This is a genomic window from Gilvimarinus japonicus (genome assembly GCF_042847215.1).
Classification (GTDB): domain Bacteria; phylum Pseudomonadota; class Gammaproteobacteria; order Pseudomonadales; family Cellvibrionaceae; genus Gilvimarinus; species Gilvimarinus japonicus.
Map to the genome: position 1 here is coordinate 3067272 of NZ_AP031500.1, position 21972 is coordinate 3089243.

The 21972-nt window shown below is 53.2% G+C and carries 14 protein-coding genes; 8 read left to right on the top strand and 6 right to left on the bottom strand.

What is annotated here, in order from left to right:
* Positions 1-237: 237 nt before the first annotated feature.
* From ACGHAD_RS13045 to msrP, 4 genes are all read right to left on the bottom strand, one after another.
* Complete coding sequence (locus ACGHAD_RS13045) at positions 238-5259, bottom strand: family 31 carbohydrate-binding protein (RefSeq protein ID WP_382418305.1); 5022 nt, start codon at positions 5257-5259, stop codon at positions 238-240.
* Between the two features lie 373 nt (positions 5260-5632).
* A complete protein-coding gene (locus ACGHAD_RS13050; protein ID WP_382418303.1) occupies positions 5633-6631 on the bottom strand; it encodes a helix-turn-helix domain-containing protein in 999 nt (332 codons plus the stop codon).
* 353 nt (positions 6632-6984) lie between these two features.
* The gene (locus tag ACGHAD_RS13055; RefSeq protein WP_382418302.1) at positions 6985-7611 is read right to left on the bottom strand and encodes a sulfite oxidase heme-binding subunit YedZ; all 627 of its coding nucleotides are present in this window, start codon (positions 7609-7611) and stop codon (positions 6985-6987) included.
* A gap of 46 nt (positions 7612-7657) precedes the next feature.
* Positions 7658-8662 (bottom strand): protein-methionine-sulfoxide reductase catalytic subunit MsrP, encoded by a 1005-nt coding sequence (msrP, locus tag ACGHAD_RS13060; RefSeq protein WP_339616003.1) that lies wholly within the window; start codon positions 8660-8662, stop codon positions 7658-7660.
* Between the two features lie 153 nt (positions 8663-8815).
* On the opposite strand from msrP, the gene ACGHAD_RS13065 reads away from it, so the two are divergent.
* The 3 genes from ACGHAD_RS13065 to ACGHAD_RS13075 all read left to right on the top strand — a co-directional run bounded on the left by ACGHAD_RS13065 (position 8816) and on the right by ACGHAD_RS13075 (position 10969).
* Positions 8816-10099, top strand: a complete 1284-nt coding sequence (locus tag ACGHAD_RS13065; protein WP_382418299.1) for an RNA polymerase sigma factor — start codon at positions 8816-8818, stop codon at positions 10097-10099.
* Between the two features lie 40 nt (positions 10100-10139).
* Positions 10140-10487 (top strand): YciI family protein, encoded by a 348-nt coding sequence (locus tag ACGHAD_RS13070; RefSeq protein WP_339616001.1) that lies wholly within the window; start codon positions 10140-10142, stop codon positions 10485-10487.
* Positions 10488-10558: 71 nt separating this feature from the next.
* Positions 10559-10969 carry a YciI family protein gene (locus tag ACGHAD_RS13075; protein WP_382418297.1) on the top strand — a complete coding sequence of 137 codons (411 nt, stop codon included), beginning with the start codon at positions 10559-10561 and terminating at the stop codon, positions 10967-10969.
* A gap of 657 nt (positions 10970-11626) precedes the next feature.
* Here ACGHAD_RS13075 and ACGHAD_RS13080 read toward each other — a convergent pair.
* Positions 11627-11863, bottom strand: coding sequence for a hypothetical protein (locus ACGHAD_RS13080; protein ID WP_382418295.1), 237 nt, complete (start codon positions 11861-11863; stop codon positions 11627-11629).
* Here ACGHAD_RS13080 and ACGHAD_RS13085 point away from each other — a divergent pair.
* A complete protein-coding gene (locus ACGHAD_RS13085) occupies positions 11853-14378 on the top strand; it encodes a polysaccharide lyase 6 family protein (protein WP_382418293.1) in 2526 nt (841 codons plus the stop codon). The two genes, ACGHAD_RS13080 and ACGHAD_RS13085, sit on opposite strands and share 11 nt — an antisense overlap.
* Positions 14379-14648: 270 nt before the next feature.
* Here the strand turns inward: ACGHAD_RS13085 and ACGHAD_RS13090 are convergent, their stop codons facing one another.
* Entirely contained in the window at positions 14649-15683 is a 1035-nt protein-coding gene (locus ACGHAD_RS13090) for a helix-turn-helix transcriptional regulator (protein ID WP_382418291.1), read from the bottom strand.
* A gap of 291 nt (positions 15684-15974) precedes the next feature.
* On the opposite strand from ACGHAD_RS13090, the gene ACGHAD_RS13095 reads away from it, so the two are divergent.
* The 4 genes from ACGHAD_RS13095 (at position 15975) to pulA (ending at position 21924) form a co-directional block, all read left to right on the top strand.
* A complete protein-coding gene (locus ACGHAD_RS13095) occupies positions 15975-16457 on the top strand; it encodes a hypothetical protein (protein WP_382418289.1) in 483 nt (160 codons plus the stop codon).
* 47 nt (positions 16458-16504) lie between these two features.
* Positions 16505-17431, top strand: a complete 927-nt coding sequence (locus ACGHAD_RS13100) for an ABC transporter ATP-binding protein (RefSeq protein WP_382418287.1) — start codon at positions 16505-16507, stop codon at positions 17429-17431.
* Complete coding sequence (locus tag ACGHAD_RS13105) at positions 17428-18189, top strand: ABC transporter permease (RefSeq protein WP_339615994.1); 762 nt, start codon at positions 17428-17430, stop codon at positions 18187-18189. Before ACGHAD_RS13100 ends, ACGHAD_RS13105 begins: the two co-directional genes overlap by 4 nt.
* Before the next feature lie 171 nt (positions 18190-18360).
* A complete protein-coding gene (gene pulA, locus ACGHAD_RS13110) occupies positions 18361-21924 on the top strand; it encodes a pullulanase-type alpha-1,6-glucosidase (RefSeq protein WP_382418285.1) in 3564 nt (1187 codons plus the stop codon).
* Positions 21925-21972: the final 48 nt, after the last annotated feature.

Here is a 21972-nt window from a genome sequence, read left to right on the forward strand (position 1 = left end):
ACGGGCAGTGCGGGCAAGGCGTTATTATTGTGTTCATCCATGGTGAAGGTACCTACAGCACCGGTAAAAGTGACTTTGGCGCTCTGATCATCCGAAAACACCTACAGTGTTATCGTTAACATAGAAAAAATCAAGCGTAATTGCCTCAATTTAGGCGAGCGTGTGACCGGCTAAACAACCGGCATAAAAAAAGCCCGGTAAAAACCGGGCTTTTTAGCAAGAACCTATGCCGTAAACTTACAGCGTTTTAACAAAGGCTTGCACCGCCTGCTGCTGGCTGGCAGTTAAGTTATTGTAAGCACTGGTAGCGCTTTGTGCATCACCACCGTGCCGGCCAATGGCGTCCGCCACACTGGTGGAAGCGCCGTCGTGCATATACAGCATGTCGTGACCGTTGCGCTCTAGCAGGTGGATGTTTTGCCCGATCCCCCACAAAGGTGCAGTACGGAACTCGCCCTCGCCCAAGTCCCAAGTTTGCATATCGGTGTAGGGGCGAATGGTCAGGTTTCGCAAGTGTGTCGGCGCACCGGCACGGGTGTGCTGCACCGGCGTGTGGCAACTGGCGCAACCAATATCGGTGAACAAGACTTCGCCTTCGCTTACGGCTGGGTCGCTGTAAGTACCGGGGTCCCGCGCCGGTACTGTTAGTACCTCGACGTAGGTGGTTAACAGCTCAAGCAAGCGCGGCGGCATCTCGGCCGGATCAACACCATGGTCTACCACCAGCGCTGATTTAACCTGATCGGCTACGGTAGGCTCCGAACCCTCCCAGTTAAAGCCCGCCTCACGACCTTCGATGGCCTCAAGCAATTTTACACCGTACACCGGTGGCGGTAAGCGCATTCCTTTACCCGGCACGTTAACCGGCTCGGTACCCCGGCCATCGCGGAAGTGACAGTTACCACAGGTGTTGTTGCCGATTTGCGCATCGGGATCGTTAAACAAATGCGAGCCCAGTTTGTTGGGATCAATACCATGAAACAAGTGATGCCCTAAGATAAAGTCATCCACCATATCTTCTTTGTGCAAGGTCACCATAGGCTGAGTAAAGATGGCGTTGTGCTCAAGATCAATATAACCGCCCGAGTCAGAAAATACCTGACTGGTACCGGCTTTACCGGCGGGATTCAAACGCGGATCACCATACTTACCACACCAGCCACAACCCACCACATAGTGCGAGAAGTCATTGTAGGTTTGCGCACCGGTGGCACCGGCAACCGCCGTCACCTCAAAGCTAATCACCTGGCCATAACTGTAAGCCGAATCAAAACCGGGGTTTTGCGTTAAGGCAAAAAACTGTTGACCATTGGGGCCGCCAGCGGTGTTGCGCATAGATTCATTACGCAAAATACTGCCGTTTAAACCAAAACCTAGGTGTACATCACCCGGGGTATCTTCGGCCCAGATTGTGTAGCGATCCAAGTTGCGCAAACGATCATTGTTGTGATGTGCATCCAGTACCGCCGCGGTGGTGCCGTCTTGGGTAATGGGGTGACGAAAGCGCATCCAGTTAGATGAACCATCGACAAATGGCTCGTAGTTGTACGGGTTTACCCGCGCGCCTTGGGTGGTAAACAAACCGGTCCAAATCCACTGAGTGGCCGGGTTGTCGTTAAGGGCGTTAGGGTGCAAGTAACGAAAATAGTAGTTGTAATCACCACTACACGGGATGGTCGCTGTGCCGCCCGTGACCGCCACTTTTTTAAAGCTTAAGTCACCATCATCCGAGCAGTGCATTTCCAGGCCCGAATCACCGGTCTGCTTAATAATGTACTGCCCCCAACGCCAGGTTAACTGATCGCCGTCAATGTCAAAGGCAAAGCCGTGACTCGTGGGTGGGTGACCGTTCTCGGGGGTGGCCAGCGCGTATATAGGATTAGCTCGCGGTGGCGGCCCTATTTCGCCGTCGGTCAGCGAGTTGCTGGTCCAGTCGAGGTGCGCATATGGCGAGTCAGGGTCGATATTACCACCGGGGTCACCGCCACCATCATTACCTCCGGTATTCCCGCCATTGTCACCACCGGTCGCACCGCCGGTGCTGTAATCGTAACGCGGAAACTGGTCGCTGCTAAAGCCCGGCACTTTTAACTGCGCCGTAAAATTACCGCTGGGTAAGTTGGCAAACGTGTGCTCGTAGCGATCACCGTTTAAGCTCGCCGTGTAGCAATCAGCCTCTAAGTCGCGACACAGATAAAAAGTGCCTGAGTCGGGCCAGCTGTCTTGCACTGCAAACCACAAGGTTGCACCGCTGACGCCAAATGGCTCGTCGCCGCCATTGCTACTGCCATCATCCATTGCCGTTACCTGGATGCTAACTTGATCACGCACACCGGTTAAAGTGTGATCGGCCTCGGCTAACTCAACCGCTAGCGTATGGGTGCCAATGGCTAAATCAGCAATCATAACGTCGGCTGCGCTGTAGAGGGGGCCCTGATCTTCGCCGTTAATAAAATAGTGCACATGGCTATCGTTTTGCGCCACTGGCCAATTATTAACGTTAAAGCTAAGGGTTACCGCATCAGCTTCGGTAAAACTTGCGCCGTTTGCAGGTGAGGTAATACCAACAGTACCTTCGAGCACGGGCTCGTCACTCACTTGCACACTGGTATTCGCTGTCGCCGTAGCGCCATCGTCGTCTGTTGCCGCAACACGGAACTGCCAGGTACCGGCTTGATCAACGGTAACGCTAAAACCGAAAGGTGCATTGGCTTTTGTGCTAACAAGTGTTTCACTAGCGCCGGGCACAGTAGCATACAGTGCAACCTCACTGATCGTGCCATCGCTGTCCGAGGCATTGGCCGTCAGGTTTACCGTGTCACCTACCATGGCGGGCGCGATGTTATTTAGGCTAACGCTCGGCGCTTGGTTGGCAACTGGATTGCCACTGCCGCCGTGTAAGGTAAAGTTTAACAAGTCGACGTTCATCGCGGCATTACCGTTTTGGTAACGCAACTCTACAGTCGCACCTTCTGGGACCTGGGTATTGAGCGAGACAGTGTTGTAGTTGCCTACCCACGAGCCAGTACTGGTAAACGGCACCGACACATCGACGCCATTAACACGCAACGTTATATTACCGGACTGCTCCGAGGCGTAAGTGATGCTAACGCTATCAGCCGCTGGCGCACTCGCAATGCGTAGACCGGCGCCATTGTTGCTTATATAGGCTACCCCCTGCCCGCCACTTGCGGCAGAGTCTGGGTACAACTGTGCGCCGCCAAATACAGTAGCGGACTCAGCCTCAAGGGTTAAGCTTGTTGGCGTAGCATTAGCGCCGCTGTCTTGCACCACGGTTTTACTGATGGTGGTTTCGGCCGTGGCACCTTCGTTATCGGTGGCAACCGCCCTAAACTGATAGTTACCAGCAGTACTGGCAACCACATCAAAAGTATGAAGATTACCTGCCACTTGACCGACCAAAGCCTCCTCGGCGCCGGGCGCACTCACATACAAGGCTACGGTCGCAACGCTGCCATCGCTATCATTTGCGTTGACATCAACTGAGACAATGCCACCTTCAACGACAACGCCTGCCACGGCATTTGCGGCAACGCTCGGGGCTGTGTTGCTGGGCGCGCCAGTGCCCGAACCACTGTTCGTCTGAGTAAAAGTTGCCTGATCTTGCACCGTGTACTGGCCGGTTTCATTATCCTGTACTTTAAACTCAATGCTGTACGTCTGGCCTAGTGTGCCGCTAAAGTTGCGAGTAAAAAGGCCCTCGGCGCGAGTGGCCGATAAACAGTAAGAGTCTAAACACAGGTAGGCAAATCCAGCTTCCCAGTCTGGGTTATCCTGATGAAACAGCTGCAGCGTGCTGTCGTCGATATAGAGAATACCAAACTCTTCACTCGGCGTGGGATTGCCACCGCCGTTATTGTCAGCGACTACCGATTTAGTAACGGACGCTTCATCGGTATTGCCGTCGTTGTCGGTGGCCACCGCGCGCAACCCATAACTGCCCACCGCACTGGTAGTCACGTTAAAGCTCGCGCTCGCGCTTTGCTCGGTACCGACCAATACTTCGCTGGCGCCCGGTGCGGTCAGATACAAGCTTACCGACACCACACTGCCATCGGCATCGCTCGCGCTCACGTCGACACTAAAGCTATCGCCGGCAATCACCTCGCCATTTTGCGCAACGAGGTTTACATCCGGATCTTGCGGATTGCTTGAGCTCTGATCGCCAAAGTTTAAATCATCAAACAAACTGGCACCGGCGCGAATAAAGTCGCTGCCGTCGGTGGCGTTTTCCCAGCGAGTTAAAATAGTGTTATTGGCCTGAACACGGCTGTCGCCCCAGTAACCTTCGGGGCCAAATACGCCGTCGTTAGGGTTCCAGCGCGGCTGCGCATCCCAATTGGCGTTGATGTAAGTAATACCGCGCAATACATCTTTGCTACCGCTCGAGTATTCGGCAATAAAATCAAAGTAGGGCTGGTACCACTCGTTCCAGATTTGGTCCGCCGACTTATTCACGGCATTGCTGCCAAAGGCGGCATCAGGTGAATAGGTTAGCGCGCCCGTTTTGTAACGCTGCGGGGTCGACTCGTTTATAAACAAGGGCTTATTGTGAGTCACGGCAAAATCGGCAACTTTGCGCACCTCGGCCCAGTTACAATCTTGTGGCGCAAAGTACGAGATACCCACCCAGTCGACCACATCATCACCCGGATACCATTCATCGGGGTTAATCGGCACGGGGCAGTAAGTAGCGGTTTGCCACACCAGGGCGATGCGATCGTCAAATCCCAGCTGTTCAATACGGTTGTGGACGTATTCAAAGGTGGATTTAACGGCGGCGGGGTTGTGATTGTTCCAGGGGCCATCGACCTCGTACGCCCAGCGCAAATATACCGGGCGATTATAGCCGCCCAAAGTGTTCAGCAGCGTATCGATATTGGCGTTGTAATTGCCCGCCGCGACTTGGTCGATCACGCCGTTCATGGACACACCCACCACCAGCGCGCGGTCGGGGTAAGTCGCTGCCAATTCGGCAACATTATTGCGCCCCGCACCGGCGTCAGCGTTATTGTTCAGACCATCTAAATTGGCAATACCCACGTAATTGGTAACACCGGCCGGCTGCGTGCCGACCGCCGACACATACTCTCCGATGCTCTCAATATCTTGTCCCACCGACAGCATAACGCCGTCGTCCGGCACCAAGGTACCACTTACGGCGAACGCTTGACCGGCGCTGAGCGCGACGCTCAATGCCAGGCTCCGGCGACCCATAGCTTTCCAGTATCTATTCATGTGAACTCTACCTTTTATTGTCATTTATAAGGTGACTGTCAATCGGTCAACAAACAAAGACCAATCGGTAGGCTATAAAAACGCGCATAATCCTGGGGAACAAGTTCTAGCTTGCGTTGCTAGAGCGTGGCAAACGCACCCGTGCACTTGAGTACGTCAGGCGTATTATCGGCGAGTTCGTTTGCGCTACGCATACACAAACTCTAACGCGCTAGCGCCCACCGTTGGCGGGCTGCAGCGTTATCGGCGGTGGCGTGGTGACAACATTAAACGACAGCGGCAAACCTAAGTTACGACTTTGACCCGCGTAAAAAACGCGGTTCGAGGTTCGCCTTAGCAGCAGACGAACCCAGCAAAGATGAGCTAGGCGCCATTATCCGGCCTGATCACGATACTGACTGGGCGTCACCCCCACTTGTTTACGAAACAACGTAAAAAATGACGAGCGCGAGCGAAACCCAACAGACTCGTAAATTTCCTGAACAGAACGATCGCGCCATTGCTCGCTGCCCAAGCGTATTTTCACTTCGGCAATGCGGTAATCGTTAATAAATTCGTAAAAGTTTTTATTAAAATGGCGATTGATAATGTGCGACAGCTGACGGGCGGGCAAGCCCAACTGTGTCGCCAAGCGCTCAACATTTAATCGCGGCTGAGCGTAAAGCTGCTCATTTACCATGCGCTCGCGAATTTGCTCCGCCAACGTCTCGTTACACTCATCTGCACCAGCCACGGCTTTCGGCTCCGAGATAACCCGCGTAAAGCGCGCATAAAACAGCCCCGAAAACACCACAAAACACACCAACATGAGCTCCAACAACCCCGGCAAGTGCGTTACCCACTGCTGCAGCCACCAGGGGGCCCACGGGTAAAAAAACGGTGGTAACACCTCTATCACCCACACCACGACAAAGCCCCAGCTCATCACCCTAAGCCAGCCGTACTCCATCGTATCGATGGTACAAAAGCGATCTCTGAGTCTTTGTGAATACTGGCGAATATACGCTAGGGTCGCAACGCCGTAGCATACGGACAGCAAAAAACCGACCACCCCCACCAACACAAACGGCCGCCAAAACATCTGTTGTAAAACAGCCGAGTAGTGCAACGGATCGATGACGACTAGCACCACACAAACCACACCCGGCACCGCATACTGCCAACACCATGGGTATTGCTCGGCGGTTAGCGCCCGCACATAGTGATACAACAAAGGCCCGTGCAGGTAAAACGTAAGCGCCAATAAGCCGTAGCCTGTATCGCCAATCACCGGATTTAAGCGGTTAAAAATAGCGGGGTTATAGGTCAGCAAAAAGACAATTTGGCCCAGCGCCAGCGAGGCAATAAAAGCCGACAAAAGCGTATGACTCAAACCCGGTGCGCGCCGGCACACCAGGAGCGAGCTGAACATCGTGCACTGCACAATGATCATGATAAGAAGTAGATCGTAAAAATTAAAATGGGCTCGGTTAAGCCATTCCAGAAAAAAATGCATCGAAAACACCCGTACGCAGAAACCACCACCCTTACTATGGGGGCGTAGATACTGAGTTATGATTATCCTGTTAAGGTGACCGCTTAAAATCCCTCTGGGCGGGTATCGTGCATTTGGGCATTATTTTATTTATAGCGGTAGGATGCCTCCAACCGCTATTTTTTGCAACTCACGCCAACTCGTCCCAAAGCGGCCTGCGCTGCTCATGCAGTAATCGATTGCGATTAATGTTATGTGTGTGACTTGTTCATCATGGCCGCTTTGGCGCGACGCTTTTGCAGTTGTTGCCAGCGCCAGTAAGCGCGAATACCCAGCAAAGCAGCCGTAATAACGCCATACAAAACAGCATCAAAGTAGCTGGAGCGCACTTGCCATAGCACGTGAATCCAACCTAAAAAAAGCGCCAAATAGACAAGCTTATGCAACCGCTGCCAGTTTTTACCCAGCCGGCGCATCATGCCTTGCGTAGACGTCACCCCTAGGGCGATCAAAATTAAAATAGCGGGCGCACCAGCGGTAATATAGGGACGCTTCGCAAGCTCAGAAAAAAAGCGCGACATGTCGAGCCCCAGAATAAACACCAAGTAGCTAAACAGGTGGCACAAGGCGTAAAACAAGGCAAAGAGCCCCAACATACGTCGGTGGGGCATCAGCCAGCGCCACTTTAAAAAGCGCACCAACGGCGAGACCGACAGAGTAAAAAACAAGCTGTAAATGGTCCACTCGCCAGTAAACAACACGATGGTTTTAGCGGGGTCGGCCCCCAGCTGCTGAGTCACCGTGGCATAGCTAATCCACGCAAAGGGCGCAAGTCCCAATAACAGTATGATAACTCGCCGCCAGAGAATGGGAGGCATGTTTTCCCCTTAATTGTTACTCGGATTGATAGCTAAGACCTACTCGTTAGAAGTTCTTACGTAGGTCTAAGCCTTTATACAGCGAGGCCACTTCGTCATAGCCATTAAACATTTGAGTGTCGATAATATTGGGGCTAAACAATCCACTGGGCAAACGCCGCTCGGTAGCTTGTGACCAACGAGGATGATCCACTTTAGGATTAACGTTGGCGTAAAACCCATACTCGCGCGGCGCCGAAATATTCCAACTGGTAGGCGGCTGCTCTTCAGTGAATTCTATTTTGACAATCGACTTAATACTTTTAAAACCGTATTTCCAAGGCACTACCAAACGCAGTGGCGCGCCATTTTGATTGGGCAACGCTTTGCCGTATAAACCCACCGCCAATAAGGTCAGCGGGTGCATCGCCTCAGCCATGGTTAAGCCTTCAACATAGGGCCAATCGATGGTGCCAAAGGCACTGCCCTGCGCCGGCATCTGCTCGGTGTCTTTTAATGTGGTAAACGCCACATACTTAGCGCGGCTCGTCGGATTAAACTGCTTTAACAGCGAGCCCAGCTCAAAGCCGACCCAGGGAATAACCATGGACCAAGCCTCTACACAACGCAACCGGTACACTCGCTCTTGCAGCTCGACTTTGCTAAGAATGTCTTCTAAGTTAAATGATCCGGTTTTACCCGCTTCACCGGCAACCTCCACCTTCCATGGGTGCGGCTTTAAGGTGTCGCTGTGTTTGGCTGGATCGTCTTTATTGTAACCAAACTCATAAAAATTATTGTAGGTGGTGACGTGTTTGTAGGGCGTTAGTTTATCGTTTACCTCGGAGGTATCCGCCGCCGCGCCGGCGATTTTTTGGCTCAGCCAAGCGGGGCTTGCGACATCAGCGTCAGCCACAAACGAGGGCTTTGCCACAGCACCGGCCACACTGCCCGCCGCAACCGCTGCGCTACCCAGCGCCAAACTTTGGCGCATAAACTGCCGGCGCGCTTGGTAAATGGGCTCTGGCGTGATCTCGCTGGTTGGTATACGGGGCGGACGTTGAATCAACATAGCAGCGGTATCCTGTTGTTTAAGCTCATAGAATAGAGTGAATAAATACTGAGACGCCAAAAAACGGCATTTGTTACAGTTACGGCGCTATCGGCCAATTGGATGTACTCAGTATTGATGTGAGTACACAATACCTCAAAGGTAGACCACTTAATGACCCAGAATGAGCTTATCGAGCGCGAAATTCACAATCTTTATCTGAGCGAGTCGCGCCGGGTATTAGCCACATTGATTCGTCTATTGCGTGACTTTGAGCTGGCCGAGGAAGCGCTCCACGACGCCTTTGCCGCCGCATTGACGCAGTGGCCCGCTTGCGGCATACCCGCCAATCCGCGCGCCTGGCTAGTATCTACCGGACGCTTTAAGGCAATCGACCATATTCGCCGCCAACAGCGTTTTGGCCAGCTAAGCGATGAAATGGCCGCGCTGTGTGACACAGACGCCCCCGAGCCACTCACCGATGACGACCGAATTCCCGACGATCGCTTGCGCCTGATTTTTACCTGCTGCCACCCCAGCCTAAGCCCGGAGGCCCGCACCGCACTGACCTTGCGTGAGATCTGCGACTTAAACACCGAAGAGATCGCCAGCGCTTACCTCTGTAAACCGGCCACCATCGCGCAGCGTATTGTGCGGGCCAAGCGCAAAATCCGCACAGCCAACATTCCCTACGAGGTACCTGGCCCCAGCGAACTAAGTGAACGCTTACACTCAGTGCTACAAGTGATTTACCTCGTTTTTAATGAGGGCTATAGCGCCAGCTCTGGTAAGCACGCCACTCGCACCTCACTCGCCGACGAAGCGATTCGCTTAGCCCGATTACTGCACGAGTTACTACCCAACCCAGATGTCAACGGGCTATTGGCGTTAATGCTGTTGAATCATTCTCGCAGCAATGCCCGCACCAATAACGCAGGCGATATCATTCCGCTAGAGTCGCAAAACCGCGAGCTTTGGGATCGCGCCGCCATCAACGAAGGTTGCCAGCGGGTGCGCGAGGCATTAACCGCCGGGCCTGCCGGCACCTATACCCTGCAGGCTGCCATCTCGGCGGTTCACGCCGATGCCCCTTGCTGGGCTGAGACCGATTGGGCCGAAATTGTCGGTCTATACGACCTACTGCTGCACCAGCAATACTCACCGGTTGTCGCCCTTAACCGAGTCGTTGCACTGTCCTATCGTGATGGGCCAGACATCGCTCTTACCGAGCTTAACGCCTTGCTCGCGGGCGGCGACCTCGACCAATACTACCCCGCCTTCGCCGCCCAGGCCGATTTACTTCGGCGCTTAGAGCGTTTTGCTGAGGCAGCCCGCGCTTATCGCCTAGCGCTTAGCCTGACGGCTCAAGAGCCCGAGCAAGCTTTTTTACAGAAGCGTTTAGGCGAGTGTGAAAAAAATCCTCCCCTGTCGATTAACACCACGGCCACCCGACTATAACGTTGTCCACACTTAATCATATGCATAAAAAGGTTTCCTTATGAAATACATTTGTTTGGTATACAGCGATGAAACCGACCTACACGGCTTACCCGATAGCCCCAAAGACCCTGAGTGCGCCGCCTACGCCCAGTCGCTGCTCGATAAAGGGCAATTATTGGCCGGCGACGCATTAGCGCCGGTTGCCACTGCTACCACGGTGCGCGTGCGCGGCGGCGAGGTACAAATAACCGACGGCCCCTTTGCCGAAACCAAAGAACAGCTGGCCGGCTTTTATATGATTGACGCGCGGGATTTAAACGAGGCGCTGCGCATCGCCCAGGGTATTCCTCCGGCACGGGTAGGCAGTATTGAAGTTCGGCCCGTTCGGCAACTGCAGCTAGATTAAAAGTTTTACGCATTGTCGAAACCACCCATTGCCAAACGACTGGTTAGACAACCTAACAAAGGAGTTATGCCATGGAGTTTTTTATCATCATAAAAGCCAACGCCAATACTGAAGCAGGCGTTATGCCCAGTACGCCATTATTGCAAGCGATGGGCGATTTTAATCAGCGCCTCAGCGAAGCCGGTGTGTTGGTGTCGGGCAACGGCCTACACCCAAGTTCGCGCTCGGCGCGGGTGCACTTTAGCGCTGCCGGCCGCCATATTGAGCACGGCCCCTTTGCCCTCACCGAAGACACCATCTCCGGTTACTGGGTATGGCGCTTACCCAGCTTGGACGCCGCGTGCGATTGGGCCGCGCAAATCCCCAACCCCGATAACGAGCACTACTGTGTTGATATTCGGCCTATTTTTAGCGCTGACGATTTTGGTGGCGCACTCACGCCCGAGTTGCGTGAGCGCGAAGAAAAGCTCGCGCGACAATGACAAAACAGGGGGAGCCATAAAAGTTACCCCCTGTGTGTTTGACAACGGACTGCGCCTAGGCTTTTGTTTTTTACAGTAAGTGCTTAGGTGTACCGGTCAGCTGTAAAAGCGCCTACCGAAAAGCGCCTGACTGCGCCCTCCCCGCCACTTAAACCTCATCTCCCCCGCTCTCCAAAATTAATTTTGGTCAACCAAATTGACGCATAAATAATCGAAAAATTTCAGATATACATTAAAAACACATAAACAACGCTCATCCAGAACCACAATTACTGCTTTTAATTCATACGCTTACATAAAAAAGTAAAAACTGGACTACAATCTGGACAATCATTGGGTTGACATAAAATGTAATATTAGATTTACTACAGAACGAATTCAGTCAAACTACAGGCCTTAAGCTGGAGAGTGCCATCAGGCGCACTCTGCGCCGTATTTTGAGAGCGAAGTCGTTGGAGTCCTCATCTCTGTCATCTCGATGACAGCTTTAGCACGAGCCTCGCAAGGGGCTCGTTTTTTTACACAAAAAAATAAGTGCTAACGGAAATAGCAAACGCTTTCCCAGCAATGCATCGAGGCCACACCGGCAACGCCATTTTTTAATAATAAAAGCCGGCGCGGCACATTATCTTTCTAACATTTAATAAATATAAATCACTAAAAAGGAATGACACCTATGAAACTTGTGCCAAGTTGTATGGTTGCTACTACGCTGATCTTAAGCGGGTGCGGAGGCTCCGACTCTGACTCACCTCCGGTTACGTCTTCTAGTTCTTCAATTATTTCATCCAGCTCATCTTCCGTTGTTTCTTCCAGCTCATCGTCAACGGTCTCCTCTACCTCATCTTCGGATGAGTCTTCATCTAGCTCATCGTCTTCGGTTGTGTCGGGCACTGCTCCGATTGCCGGTGATTTTAGCTATGAAGATTCTGTGCCTGAGGTTAATTGCAGCCAAGTGTTTACATCCGCCTCCGAATTAGAAGACGCTGCCAACACCGCCATGACAGCTGGCACCACCCTCTGCCTTGCCGATGGTAACTACTCCGGCTTAGAGCTTGCCTTTGGCGGCAATGGCACCGCTGACAGCCCCATCACCATTGCCGCCGAAAACCCAGGTGCGGTAACAGTTTCAGGAGAGATTAGAGTCAAAATGGGTGGCTCTTACGCGGTACTGCAAGGCTTTATTTTTAAAGATGGCGCGCCCGGCAGCAGCGAATTAATTTCCACCCGCTTGGGCAGTGGCGAGCTTTGCAACCACTGTCGCATTACCGAAGTCTCTATTATCGATATGAACGTAGACGGCGATGACACCAGCAAATGGGTATACGATTACGGCGCCTACACCCGTATCGATCACAACTGGTTTGCCGGCAAGACATCGCGCGGAGCACTATTAGTGGTAGACCGCTGGATCCCCGACGGCACCGACCCTACCAGCGCGCAAATTGACTACGCCAAAATTGACCACAACTACTTTGGCGACCGCGCGCCCACCGAAGGCAAAGCCTACGCCGACAGCGGCGACAACGAATACGAGGCCGTGCGCATCGGTTTAAGCACCAGCCACACAGGCGATTCCTTCTCGGTGGTGGCGCATAATTATTTTGAACGCATCGAAGGCGAAGCCGAGGTAATCTCTAACAAAGCTGGCAATAACAGCATTGTGCACAACACCATTCGCGACAGTTACGGCTCCATTACTACCCGTCACGGTGCCAACACCACTATCACCAATAACTTTATATTTGGCGATGATCATCCCTTTGCCGGCGGCTTGCGGATTATCGATGGCGGCCACACCGTCACCAACAACTACATCGAGGGTGCCCGTTATAAAAACACCACCCATCACGGCGGCATCGTATTAATGGGTTCAGATTCAAGCCCCAGTGACAGCGGCTACCAGCAACTGGAAAACGTGTTAGTGGCCCATAACACGGTAGTCGATAGCGTCAACAGCCTTAATGTGGATGGCGGCAAAAAATCCAACAATCCGCGGGATGTTTTTTTAGTCAACAACATTATCGACAACGCGATTGGCCCCATTATTACTCAGGCCGCCGATGGCATGCCCGGCGGCTCTAGTGTTATTGCCGGCAATATTGTTTATGGCACCGATGGGTTTTCGGATGACAGCGGCCTAACCAGCGTTGCCGGTATTACCGAGGTCGATGCCCAGCTCGAAAAAGGCGCCGATGGCTTGTGGCGCCCCAGCGCAAACAGCCCCAACCTGGATGCTGTTGCCGCCGATACCGGCAACTTTGCAGCGGTTAGCTCTGATATGGATGGACAGGCACGCGCGGGCACAACACTCGCCGGCGCCGATCACCCATCAAGCGACGCGGCCACAAGCTTCCCGCTTACATCAGAGATGGTAGGGCCCAAAAGCTATACTCCCCCCAAAAGCAAAGGCTATGTCGTTAAGGTGCCCATTGCCAATCACGACTTTGATAGTGCCGCGAGCAGCTGGGACTTTATCGCGCCGGCGAGCGTAACCACTGACGACGCTGAGACTTTCTCTCGCGGCAGCTCCGCAAAGGCCGAGGGCAACGGCTGGTTCAGTCAAGAGGTAACGCTTGCAGAGAACACCAACTACACCTTGTCCGCTTTTGTTTTAGGCCTCGGCCAGCTGGCCGTCACGCTCGACGACGGCACTCAATTCGATAAAACAGAAGACTCTAGTGAGTTTGAATTTAGAACCTTAAGCTTTAACTCGGGCGCAAACACATCCGCGACTATTTTTGGCCGCCTGCCCGAGACAGCCACGATCTCGGTCGACATTGAAAACACCAACTTCGATGATGATGTGGACAATGGCTGGAGCATTATTGAAAATTCTGGCGACGACAAAGAAACACAAGGTTTAGGTGACGTGGGTGACTCAAGCAACAACGCCTCCAGCGACGATTCGAGTGGCTCGGCCAAAATCGGGTATCGCTACGCCGCCGACAGTGGCAGCACGCCGGGGCTGTATCAGGTGGTAGACGGCTTGGCCCCTAACACCGAACACACGTTGTCCGTGTACCTTCTGGTGAAAGATGGCTACGACTCTTCCGTTACCTTCGGCGTAAAAGATGAAGCCGGTGCAAGCACTATTGCAAGTAAATCGGTTGATTACGATACGTTGAAAAATGGCGGCGCACCCGAGTCGGCAGAAGATAACTATTACCAAGCCAGCTTAAGCTTTAATAGCGGCAGTAATGGTTCGGTACGGGTATACGCTGAATACGATGCGCGCGAATTAGCCCCAGAGCATAATCCTGGTGTTCCCAACGAGATGTCGAGCGACGATCGCAAAATTTACGAATTGCGTATCGACGACTTCGCGCTAGAGTTTCAGGGCGCGCCACCGGCAAATGCAACGGCTGTCTTTGATAGTTTTAGACTGGTATCGCACGAGTCGATGTAACATCATCGATGTCACTATATAACCTCAAACTTGATGCCAGGAAAGCAACCCTCTGCTTTCTTGGCGTCGCGTGGCAGAGCTAAAAACTACCTCATCGAGCTGTTTGCACCCAACCCCACTTTACTTTAGATAAAAACCGCAGCAAAAAAATGCGCGGCGTTAACGCATTAACACCTGCACTCGGAGCCGGCGTTTCTCCATACTGTTTTTTACCATTTACTAGCACACATATTGGGCAGTTAGGGCCGTGTTTTTTATTCGTAATATGCGTTAACTATTTAGGCGGCTCACTTTAGTCGGCGGTGGCGCCGCGTTTACAGTTAGTGATGTATCGGCACTCTCCTCTGGCGGCAGTGGGTACTGGGCCAGCACCGCCTGCGCCGTCTGTTGTATTTTCTCGATCAACTCGGGCGGCCCCAGCACTTGTGCCTTGGGGGCAAAGCTCATTACCCGGCAACGGGCCATGTCTAAATCGGCGGTACTGTACTCGACCACTAAACTGCCATCATCGCGGGTTTCCATGGTGTCCCAGCAGCAGGCGTAATCCCGCGCTAAGTCTGCGTACTCGGCACAGAACAACAAGCTCACCCGAGTCATGGGGCGGTCGTCGGCGTCCTGGCTTAAATACAAGCTCGGATCAAAGTCGGCAGGCTTATCAAAATGCGATTCAAGAAGTTGCAGCGAGAGTATCCTATCGACCCGAAACGAGCGCATGGCGCCGCGCAAATGGCAGTAGGCCACGCAGTACTGCTGGCCCCAACTGTAAATCAGTGCGTACGGGTCGATACGGCGGGTTTGTGCCTGAGCGCGGCCACGCCCCTGATAGACAATATCCAGCTGCTGGTTGCGCCGACTGGCTTGGTAGAGCGCCTCCAATGATGGCTCGTTAACACCTGGGTTAGCGCGTGGCAAACCACGGGTTAACAGACTGTCTTGCGCCCAGCGCACCTCGCGTAGCTGCTCTTCAGGCAAAACATTGGCGATTTTGCTCATGGCGCTCTGTGCCGTGGTTCGAAACAGGTTACCCCACAACCCCGAGATCACCGAGGTGCCCAAAGATACCGCCACCGCCTCTTCCGGCGACAACACCAACGGCGGCATACGATAGCCACGCACCAGCGAGTAACCGCCCTGAGAGCCGCGCTCGGCGTACACTGGTACACCCATCTCCTCAAGCATCGTGATGTAACGCTGTACGGTGCGCACCGAGACGTCCAGCGCCTCGGCTAAGCGCGAGGCCGGGGTGTTGGGCTCGCGCTGCAGCAGCATTATCAGGTTTAACAAGCGTGTTGCGGTATTGGCCATCGGGCCTCCTTAGCGGTGTCACAGCGAGTCCAGCGACCAACCAGCAAACCATCGACGTAAAGATACATAAATACCTGTACTGCGACTCATGCTAGCCGAGCTATACGTCAAAAACTGTCGTATATACCCCTTAGCATGCAATTTTAATCCACCGGTGTCGAATACCCCCGCACCCGCTCGACAAGTTTGAAAACACGAATGCCCCTGGATAACAGAGGCACCCTAAGCACTTTTGCATACCACCGGGCACCAAGCTACGGCGGTAAATCATTATTACAGGGAGGATTCACTATGTTTGTCTGCCAACCAGCTGCGCGCCCCTACCCAGGTGCCACGCGCCGAAACCGGCCGATAACAGCATACCTGCGCGAGCTGACTGAGCTGTTAACGCAAACTGGCACAAGCGATGCGCGACGCGTGCAAACCGGCGTTAATATCTGTGTCTGGCAACTGCGCCAGTTTGCCGCCCGCCAATACGAGACTTACTACCCGTTTTTGCACGAGTACGACCCAGTGCTGGCCAACCGCTTAGAGGACCGCCACTTAAAGTTCGCCTCGGCGCTAGATAGACTGGAGTGCGCCGCCCACAGCGAGACACTGGGCCAGGCGCGCAGCTGTGTTCCGGCGCCCACAGTGGCACAACTTTGGCGTCGTTTTAATCGCGATTACCGGGCCCACCTGAACGAGCAGGCCGCCACTTTGCTGCCGGTGCTTAGCCGCTACGAGATTGCGCCCGTAGCGGGTACACCCGCCACAATAAACTCTATACTGTAGCCCGCTATCGCTCAGTTTTTGTTATACCTTTATCACAAGGAGATAATGTGTCAGATATTCTCACCTTAGAGGGCGTCGAAAAAACCTACGACACGGGTTTTACCGCACTCACAGACGTTAATTTATCCATCCGGCGGGGCGAGATATTTGCCTTATTGGGCCCCAATGGCGCCGGCAAAACCACCTTGATTGGGATTGTCTGCGGCCTGGTTAAAGCCACCGCGGGCCGCATTATCGCCGATTCCCACGACATCCAACGCGATTTTCGTCAGGCGCGTAAACTTATAGGCTTGGTGCCCCAAGAGCTCTCGGTCAATATTTTTGAGAGCGTGTGGGACACCGTGCGTTTTAGTCGCGGTTTATTTGGCTGCCCCGCAGATGACGCCTACATCGAGCAGCTGCTTAAAACTCTATCGCTATGGGACAAAAAAGACGCCCGTATTATGGCGTTATCGGGTGGCATGAAACGCCGGGTGCTCATTGCCAAAGCGCTGGCACACCAGCCCAATATTTTATTTTTGGACGAACCCACCGCCGGCGTAGACGTCGAGCTTAGACGCGACATGTGGGCGATGATTCGCCGTTTGCGCGAAGAAGGGGTAACGATCATTCTTACCACTCACTACATCGAAGAGGCCGAAGACATGGCCGATCGCATCGGGGTAATCAACAAAGGAAAACTGATGTTAGTGGAGGAGAAAAACGCACTAATGCGCGAGCTGGGCCGCAAAAGCTTAACGGTTTTTCTTAGCCAGCCACTGGCGCAATTGCCTGCCAGTTTAACCCGCGATGATTTGCAACTTGCCGAGGACGGCACCAGCCTAACCTACCGCTACAGCACCGCCGAGGCGGATTCGGGCGTATCCGAGCTATTGGCGCAACTGCAGCACGCGGGCATCAGTTATCAAGATTTACAAACCCGCCAAAGCTCCCTGGAAGAAATTTTCGTCTCACTGGTGGAGGAAAAAGCATGAATCACTATGGTGTAAAAGCGATTTATTTTTACGAGCTGGCCCGCGCCTGGCGCACCTTAATGCAATCCATTGCCTCGCCGGTACTGTCGACCTCGCTGTACTTTATTGTGTTTGGCTCGGCCATTGGATCGCGCATTGTCGAGATCGACGGCATCAGCTACGGCGCATTTATTGTGCCTGGCCTATTGATGCTAACCATTTTAACCGAGAGCACGTCCAACGCCTCATTCGGCATCTATATGCCTAAATTTACCGGCACCATTTACGAGGTGTTATCGGCACCAGTTTCCGGCGTCGAGATCGTTTTGGGTTACGTCGGCGCCGCCGCCACTAAATCGGTTATTTTAGGGCTCATTATTCTCGCCACCGCAAGGCTGTTTGTCGATTACTCGATTATGCACCCGGTGTGGATGTTGCTGTTTTTGGTATTAACGGCTCTCACATTTAGCTTACTCGGATTTTTAATCGGGCTTTGGGCCAACAGCTTTGAGCAACTGCAGATTATCCCCATGATGGTTATTACCCCTTTAACCTTTTTAGGCGGCACATTTTACTCCATTAATATGCTCCCCGATTTATGGCAAAAAATTACCCTACTCAACCCGGTGGTGTATTTGGTCAGCGGATTTCGCTGGAGCTTTTACGGTAGCGCCGATGTGCACATAGGCGTCAGCTTAGGCATGATTGCGCTGTTTATGACTATCTGTCTCGGGCTTATTATCTGGATCTTCAGAACCGGCTACAAACTCAAACCTTAACGCCTACGTTTTGTGCATACGTATTCATTCACTATGTATACGTATGCAATTTCTCCCCTCTTGCGCGCTATCGTACTCTCACGCTGATAACAAACGTTTGGCCTGTCTTTATTTATTCGTCCTGTAACAGCGCCAACTACCAATAATCATAAAATCAGCAAGAGGTTAACCATGCGCCGTCTAACCCTATCGTGTTTGTTAAGTTCTGCCGCACTCGTCGCCTGTGGCGGCGGTGATTCAGACACTCCACCTATAGCGTCTAGCTCATCGTCAAGTTCATCCGTCGCGTCCAGCAGCAGCGAATCCAGCTCCAGCAGTAGCGCGCCAAGTTTTGCTTTGCCAGTCGCTCTAAAAGACGATCAAGCTATCGTTTTTTACGAGCGCAATGACGCCGAATACGACGGCTGGGGTTTACACCTATGGAATAACGAAACTTGCGGCGCACTAGATGACGCCGCCACTGGCGCCATCACCTGGGATGCGCCTTTTCCCGCCACAGGTATCGATGACACCTACGGTGCTTACTACCTATTAGATTTAAACGCCCCGGTCTCTGATGGCGGCTGCGTTAACTTTATTGTGCATAAAGGCGACGACAAAGCATTGGGCGATGCCGATGCTAAGTTTGATTTAAGCCGTGGGGCCATTGCCCTAACTCAACATGGTGCAGCGAATATTGAGTACCCACTCGACCCCAGCAATGAAAACCCGCTACCGTTTACCTTAACCGACACCCAAGCCGCTATTTTTTATAAGCGTAGCGATACCGAATACGACGGCTGGGGTTTACACCTATGGAACGGTGGCGACTGCACCGCACTGGCGGACAACAGCATTAACGGCGTCACTTGGGATGCCCCCAAGCAACCGGATGGTATCGACACCGAGCGCGGTGCGTTTTTTGTTCTCGATCTAAATCAACCCGGCGGCTGTTTTAATTTTATTGTTCACAGCGGCGATGACAAAGCCCTCGGCGATGCCGACAGCGTCATGGATTTAACCCAAGGCAATGTCGCCTTTACGCAGCACGGCTCCAGCGCCATCACCTACAGTGGCGATACCGGCCCTGCGCAAGCCACACTCAGTGGCTACGCCGCGCATTGGATCGATAGCAACACCTTGGTCTGGGACGCCCCAAACGGCACCGCACAGGTACAACTGCTTAGCGACCCTAACGGTGCTATCAGCCTAACAAACGGCTCGCTCACCGGAGGAGACGCCGTAACGCTAACCAACGCCAGCATCAGCAGCGCGAGCGCCACAAAGTTTCCGCACCTAGCCGATTGGGCCGCGTGGCAAATCCCCACCAACGAGCTCAACATAGACACAGCACTTTCGGGTGAGCTAGTGGCCGCCGCCTTTGATGCCGATGGTCAATTAATAAAGGCCACCAGCGTACAAACCCAAGGCGCTCTCGATGCTTACTACGCCACCGACGCCACACTGGGGGCGCACATTGTCAACGGCAAAACACAATTTTCTGTTTGGGCGCCTACCGCACAAACCGTTACGCTGCAAACCTTTGCCAGCGACAGCGATGACACCCCGGCCACCGAGCTCAGCTTAACCCGCAACGACAAAGGTGTATGGCGCGGTGAAATCAACCGCGATATGCACGGCGAGTACTATCGCTATAAAGCAAGCGTGTATCACTATTTAACCGATCAGATTGAAAGCATCACGACCACCGACCCGTACTCGTTAAACTTGTCGCAAAACGGCGAACTAACGCAAGTAGTCGACTTAGATCGCGCCGACACCTATAGCAATAACTGGAGCGGTCATAGCGTGCCTGCGCTGGCAGCGCCGGAAGACAGCATTATTTATGAAGTGCACATTCGCGATTTCTCGGCGCTTGATGCCAGCACCCCTGCCGATCATCGCGGTAAATATTTAGCCTTTACCGACACCAACAGCACGCCGGTTAAACACTTAGCCGAACTGCAACAGGCGGGTCTTAACACCATCCACTTGCTGCCGACCTTCGATATTGCGACGGTTAATGAAGATCCAGCCGCGCGCGTCGATATTACCGACACCGTAGCCGATTTGTGCGCAATAAAAGCCGATGCCAGTGTTTGCGGCGTAGCGGATAACAGTAAGACTTTAGAGACCGTCTTGGCCGAGTTTGATCCAACCACGACAGACGCCCAAGCCTTAGTGGGTGAGCTGCGCGGCATCGATTCATTCAACTGGGGGTACGATCCGTTCCATTACACCGCCCCCGAGGGCAGCTACGCCACCAGTAATGCAGGTTTTGCTCACATCCGTGAATTCCGCGCGATGGTACAAGCACTGCACGAGATGAACTTACGGGTGGTCATGGACGTGGTCTACAACCACACCAACTCATCGGGCCTGTGGGATAAATCGGTACTGGATAAACTGGTGCCCGGTTACTACCACCGTCGCAACGAGTTATCCGGTGCGATCGAAACCTCGAGCTGTTGCGACAACACCGCCAGCGAACACGACATGATGGAAAAACTCATGATCGACTCACTGGTGGTATGGGCGCGCGATTACAAAATCGATGGTTTCCGCTTTGATTTAATGGGCCACCATATGCGCCGCAATATTATCGCCGCGCGCGATGCCGTAGAAGCCGTTGACCCAGATACGTACTTTTACGGTGAGGGCTGGAACTTTGGCGAGGTAATGAGCAATCGCCGCGGTGTTAACGCCATTCAAGTGAATATGGCCGGCACCGGCGTAGGCACCTTCAACGACCGGATTCGCGACGCCGTGCGCGGCGGCGCCCCTTTTGATGGTGGCGACAGCTTGCGCGCCAACCAAGGCTACGGCTCGGGCTTATACTACTATCCCAACAACATGAACTCGGGTGCCGAAGCAGAAGCGGATAACTTAATCGGCCTGACTGATCGCCTGCGCGTTAACTTAGCCGGCAGCCTTACCAGCTACCCGCTGACCGATCGCAACGGCAACACAGTCACCGGTGGCGAAGTCCCCTACTTTGATTTAAACGCCGGTTACACCGCCGACCCGCAAGAAAGCATTAACTACATATCCAAGCACGACAACCAAACCCTGTGGGATAACTTAATGTACAAAGCGGCCAGCGGTATGAGCACCACCGAGCGTGTGCGGATGCACAATTTCTCGCTCAGCGTGCCAATGCTTGCTCAAGGTATTCCGTTTATCCATATGGGCGTCGACTTACTGCGCTCTAAATCCATGGAACGCGACAGCTACGACTCGGGCGACTGGTTTAACCGCGTCGACTTTACCGGACAAAGCAATAACTGGAATATCGGCCTACCCCGTGAAGACAAAGACAGCGGCAACTACGACGTTATCGCACAAATCATTAGCGATGCTAACGCCAATCCAGACGCCGCCGATATTGCCCTGGCCAACGCCGTATTTAAAGAATGGTTGGCCATTCGCAGTAGCTCACCGCTGCTTCGCTTGACTACCGCCGCGCAAGTAGAATCAAACTTGACGTTTCACAACACCGGCCCCGATCAAGTGCCTGGGTTAATGGTTATGAGTCTGACCGACAACCAAGGGCTAGACAGTCAATACGCGGCCATGGTGGTGGTGTTTAACCCCAGCAATACTGAGCAAACCATCAACAACCCCGTCAACGGCACGTTACAGTTGCACCCGGTACAGCAAAGCTCGGCCGACGCCATTACTGCCAGTGCCAGTGTTAGCGGTAATCAGCTGAAAGTTCCGGCGTTAACCACCGCTGTGTTTGTACAAATGGATTAACCAGCGGTTAGCAATAAAACTGCAAGCCTTAAGGCCGGTCGTTTTACG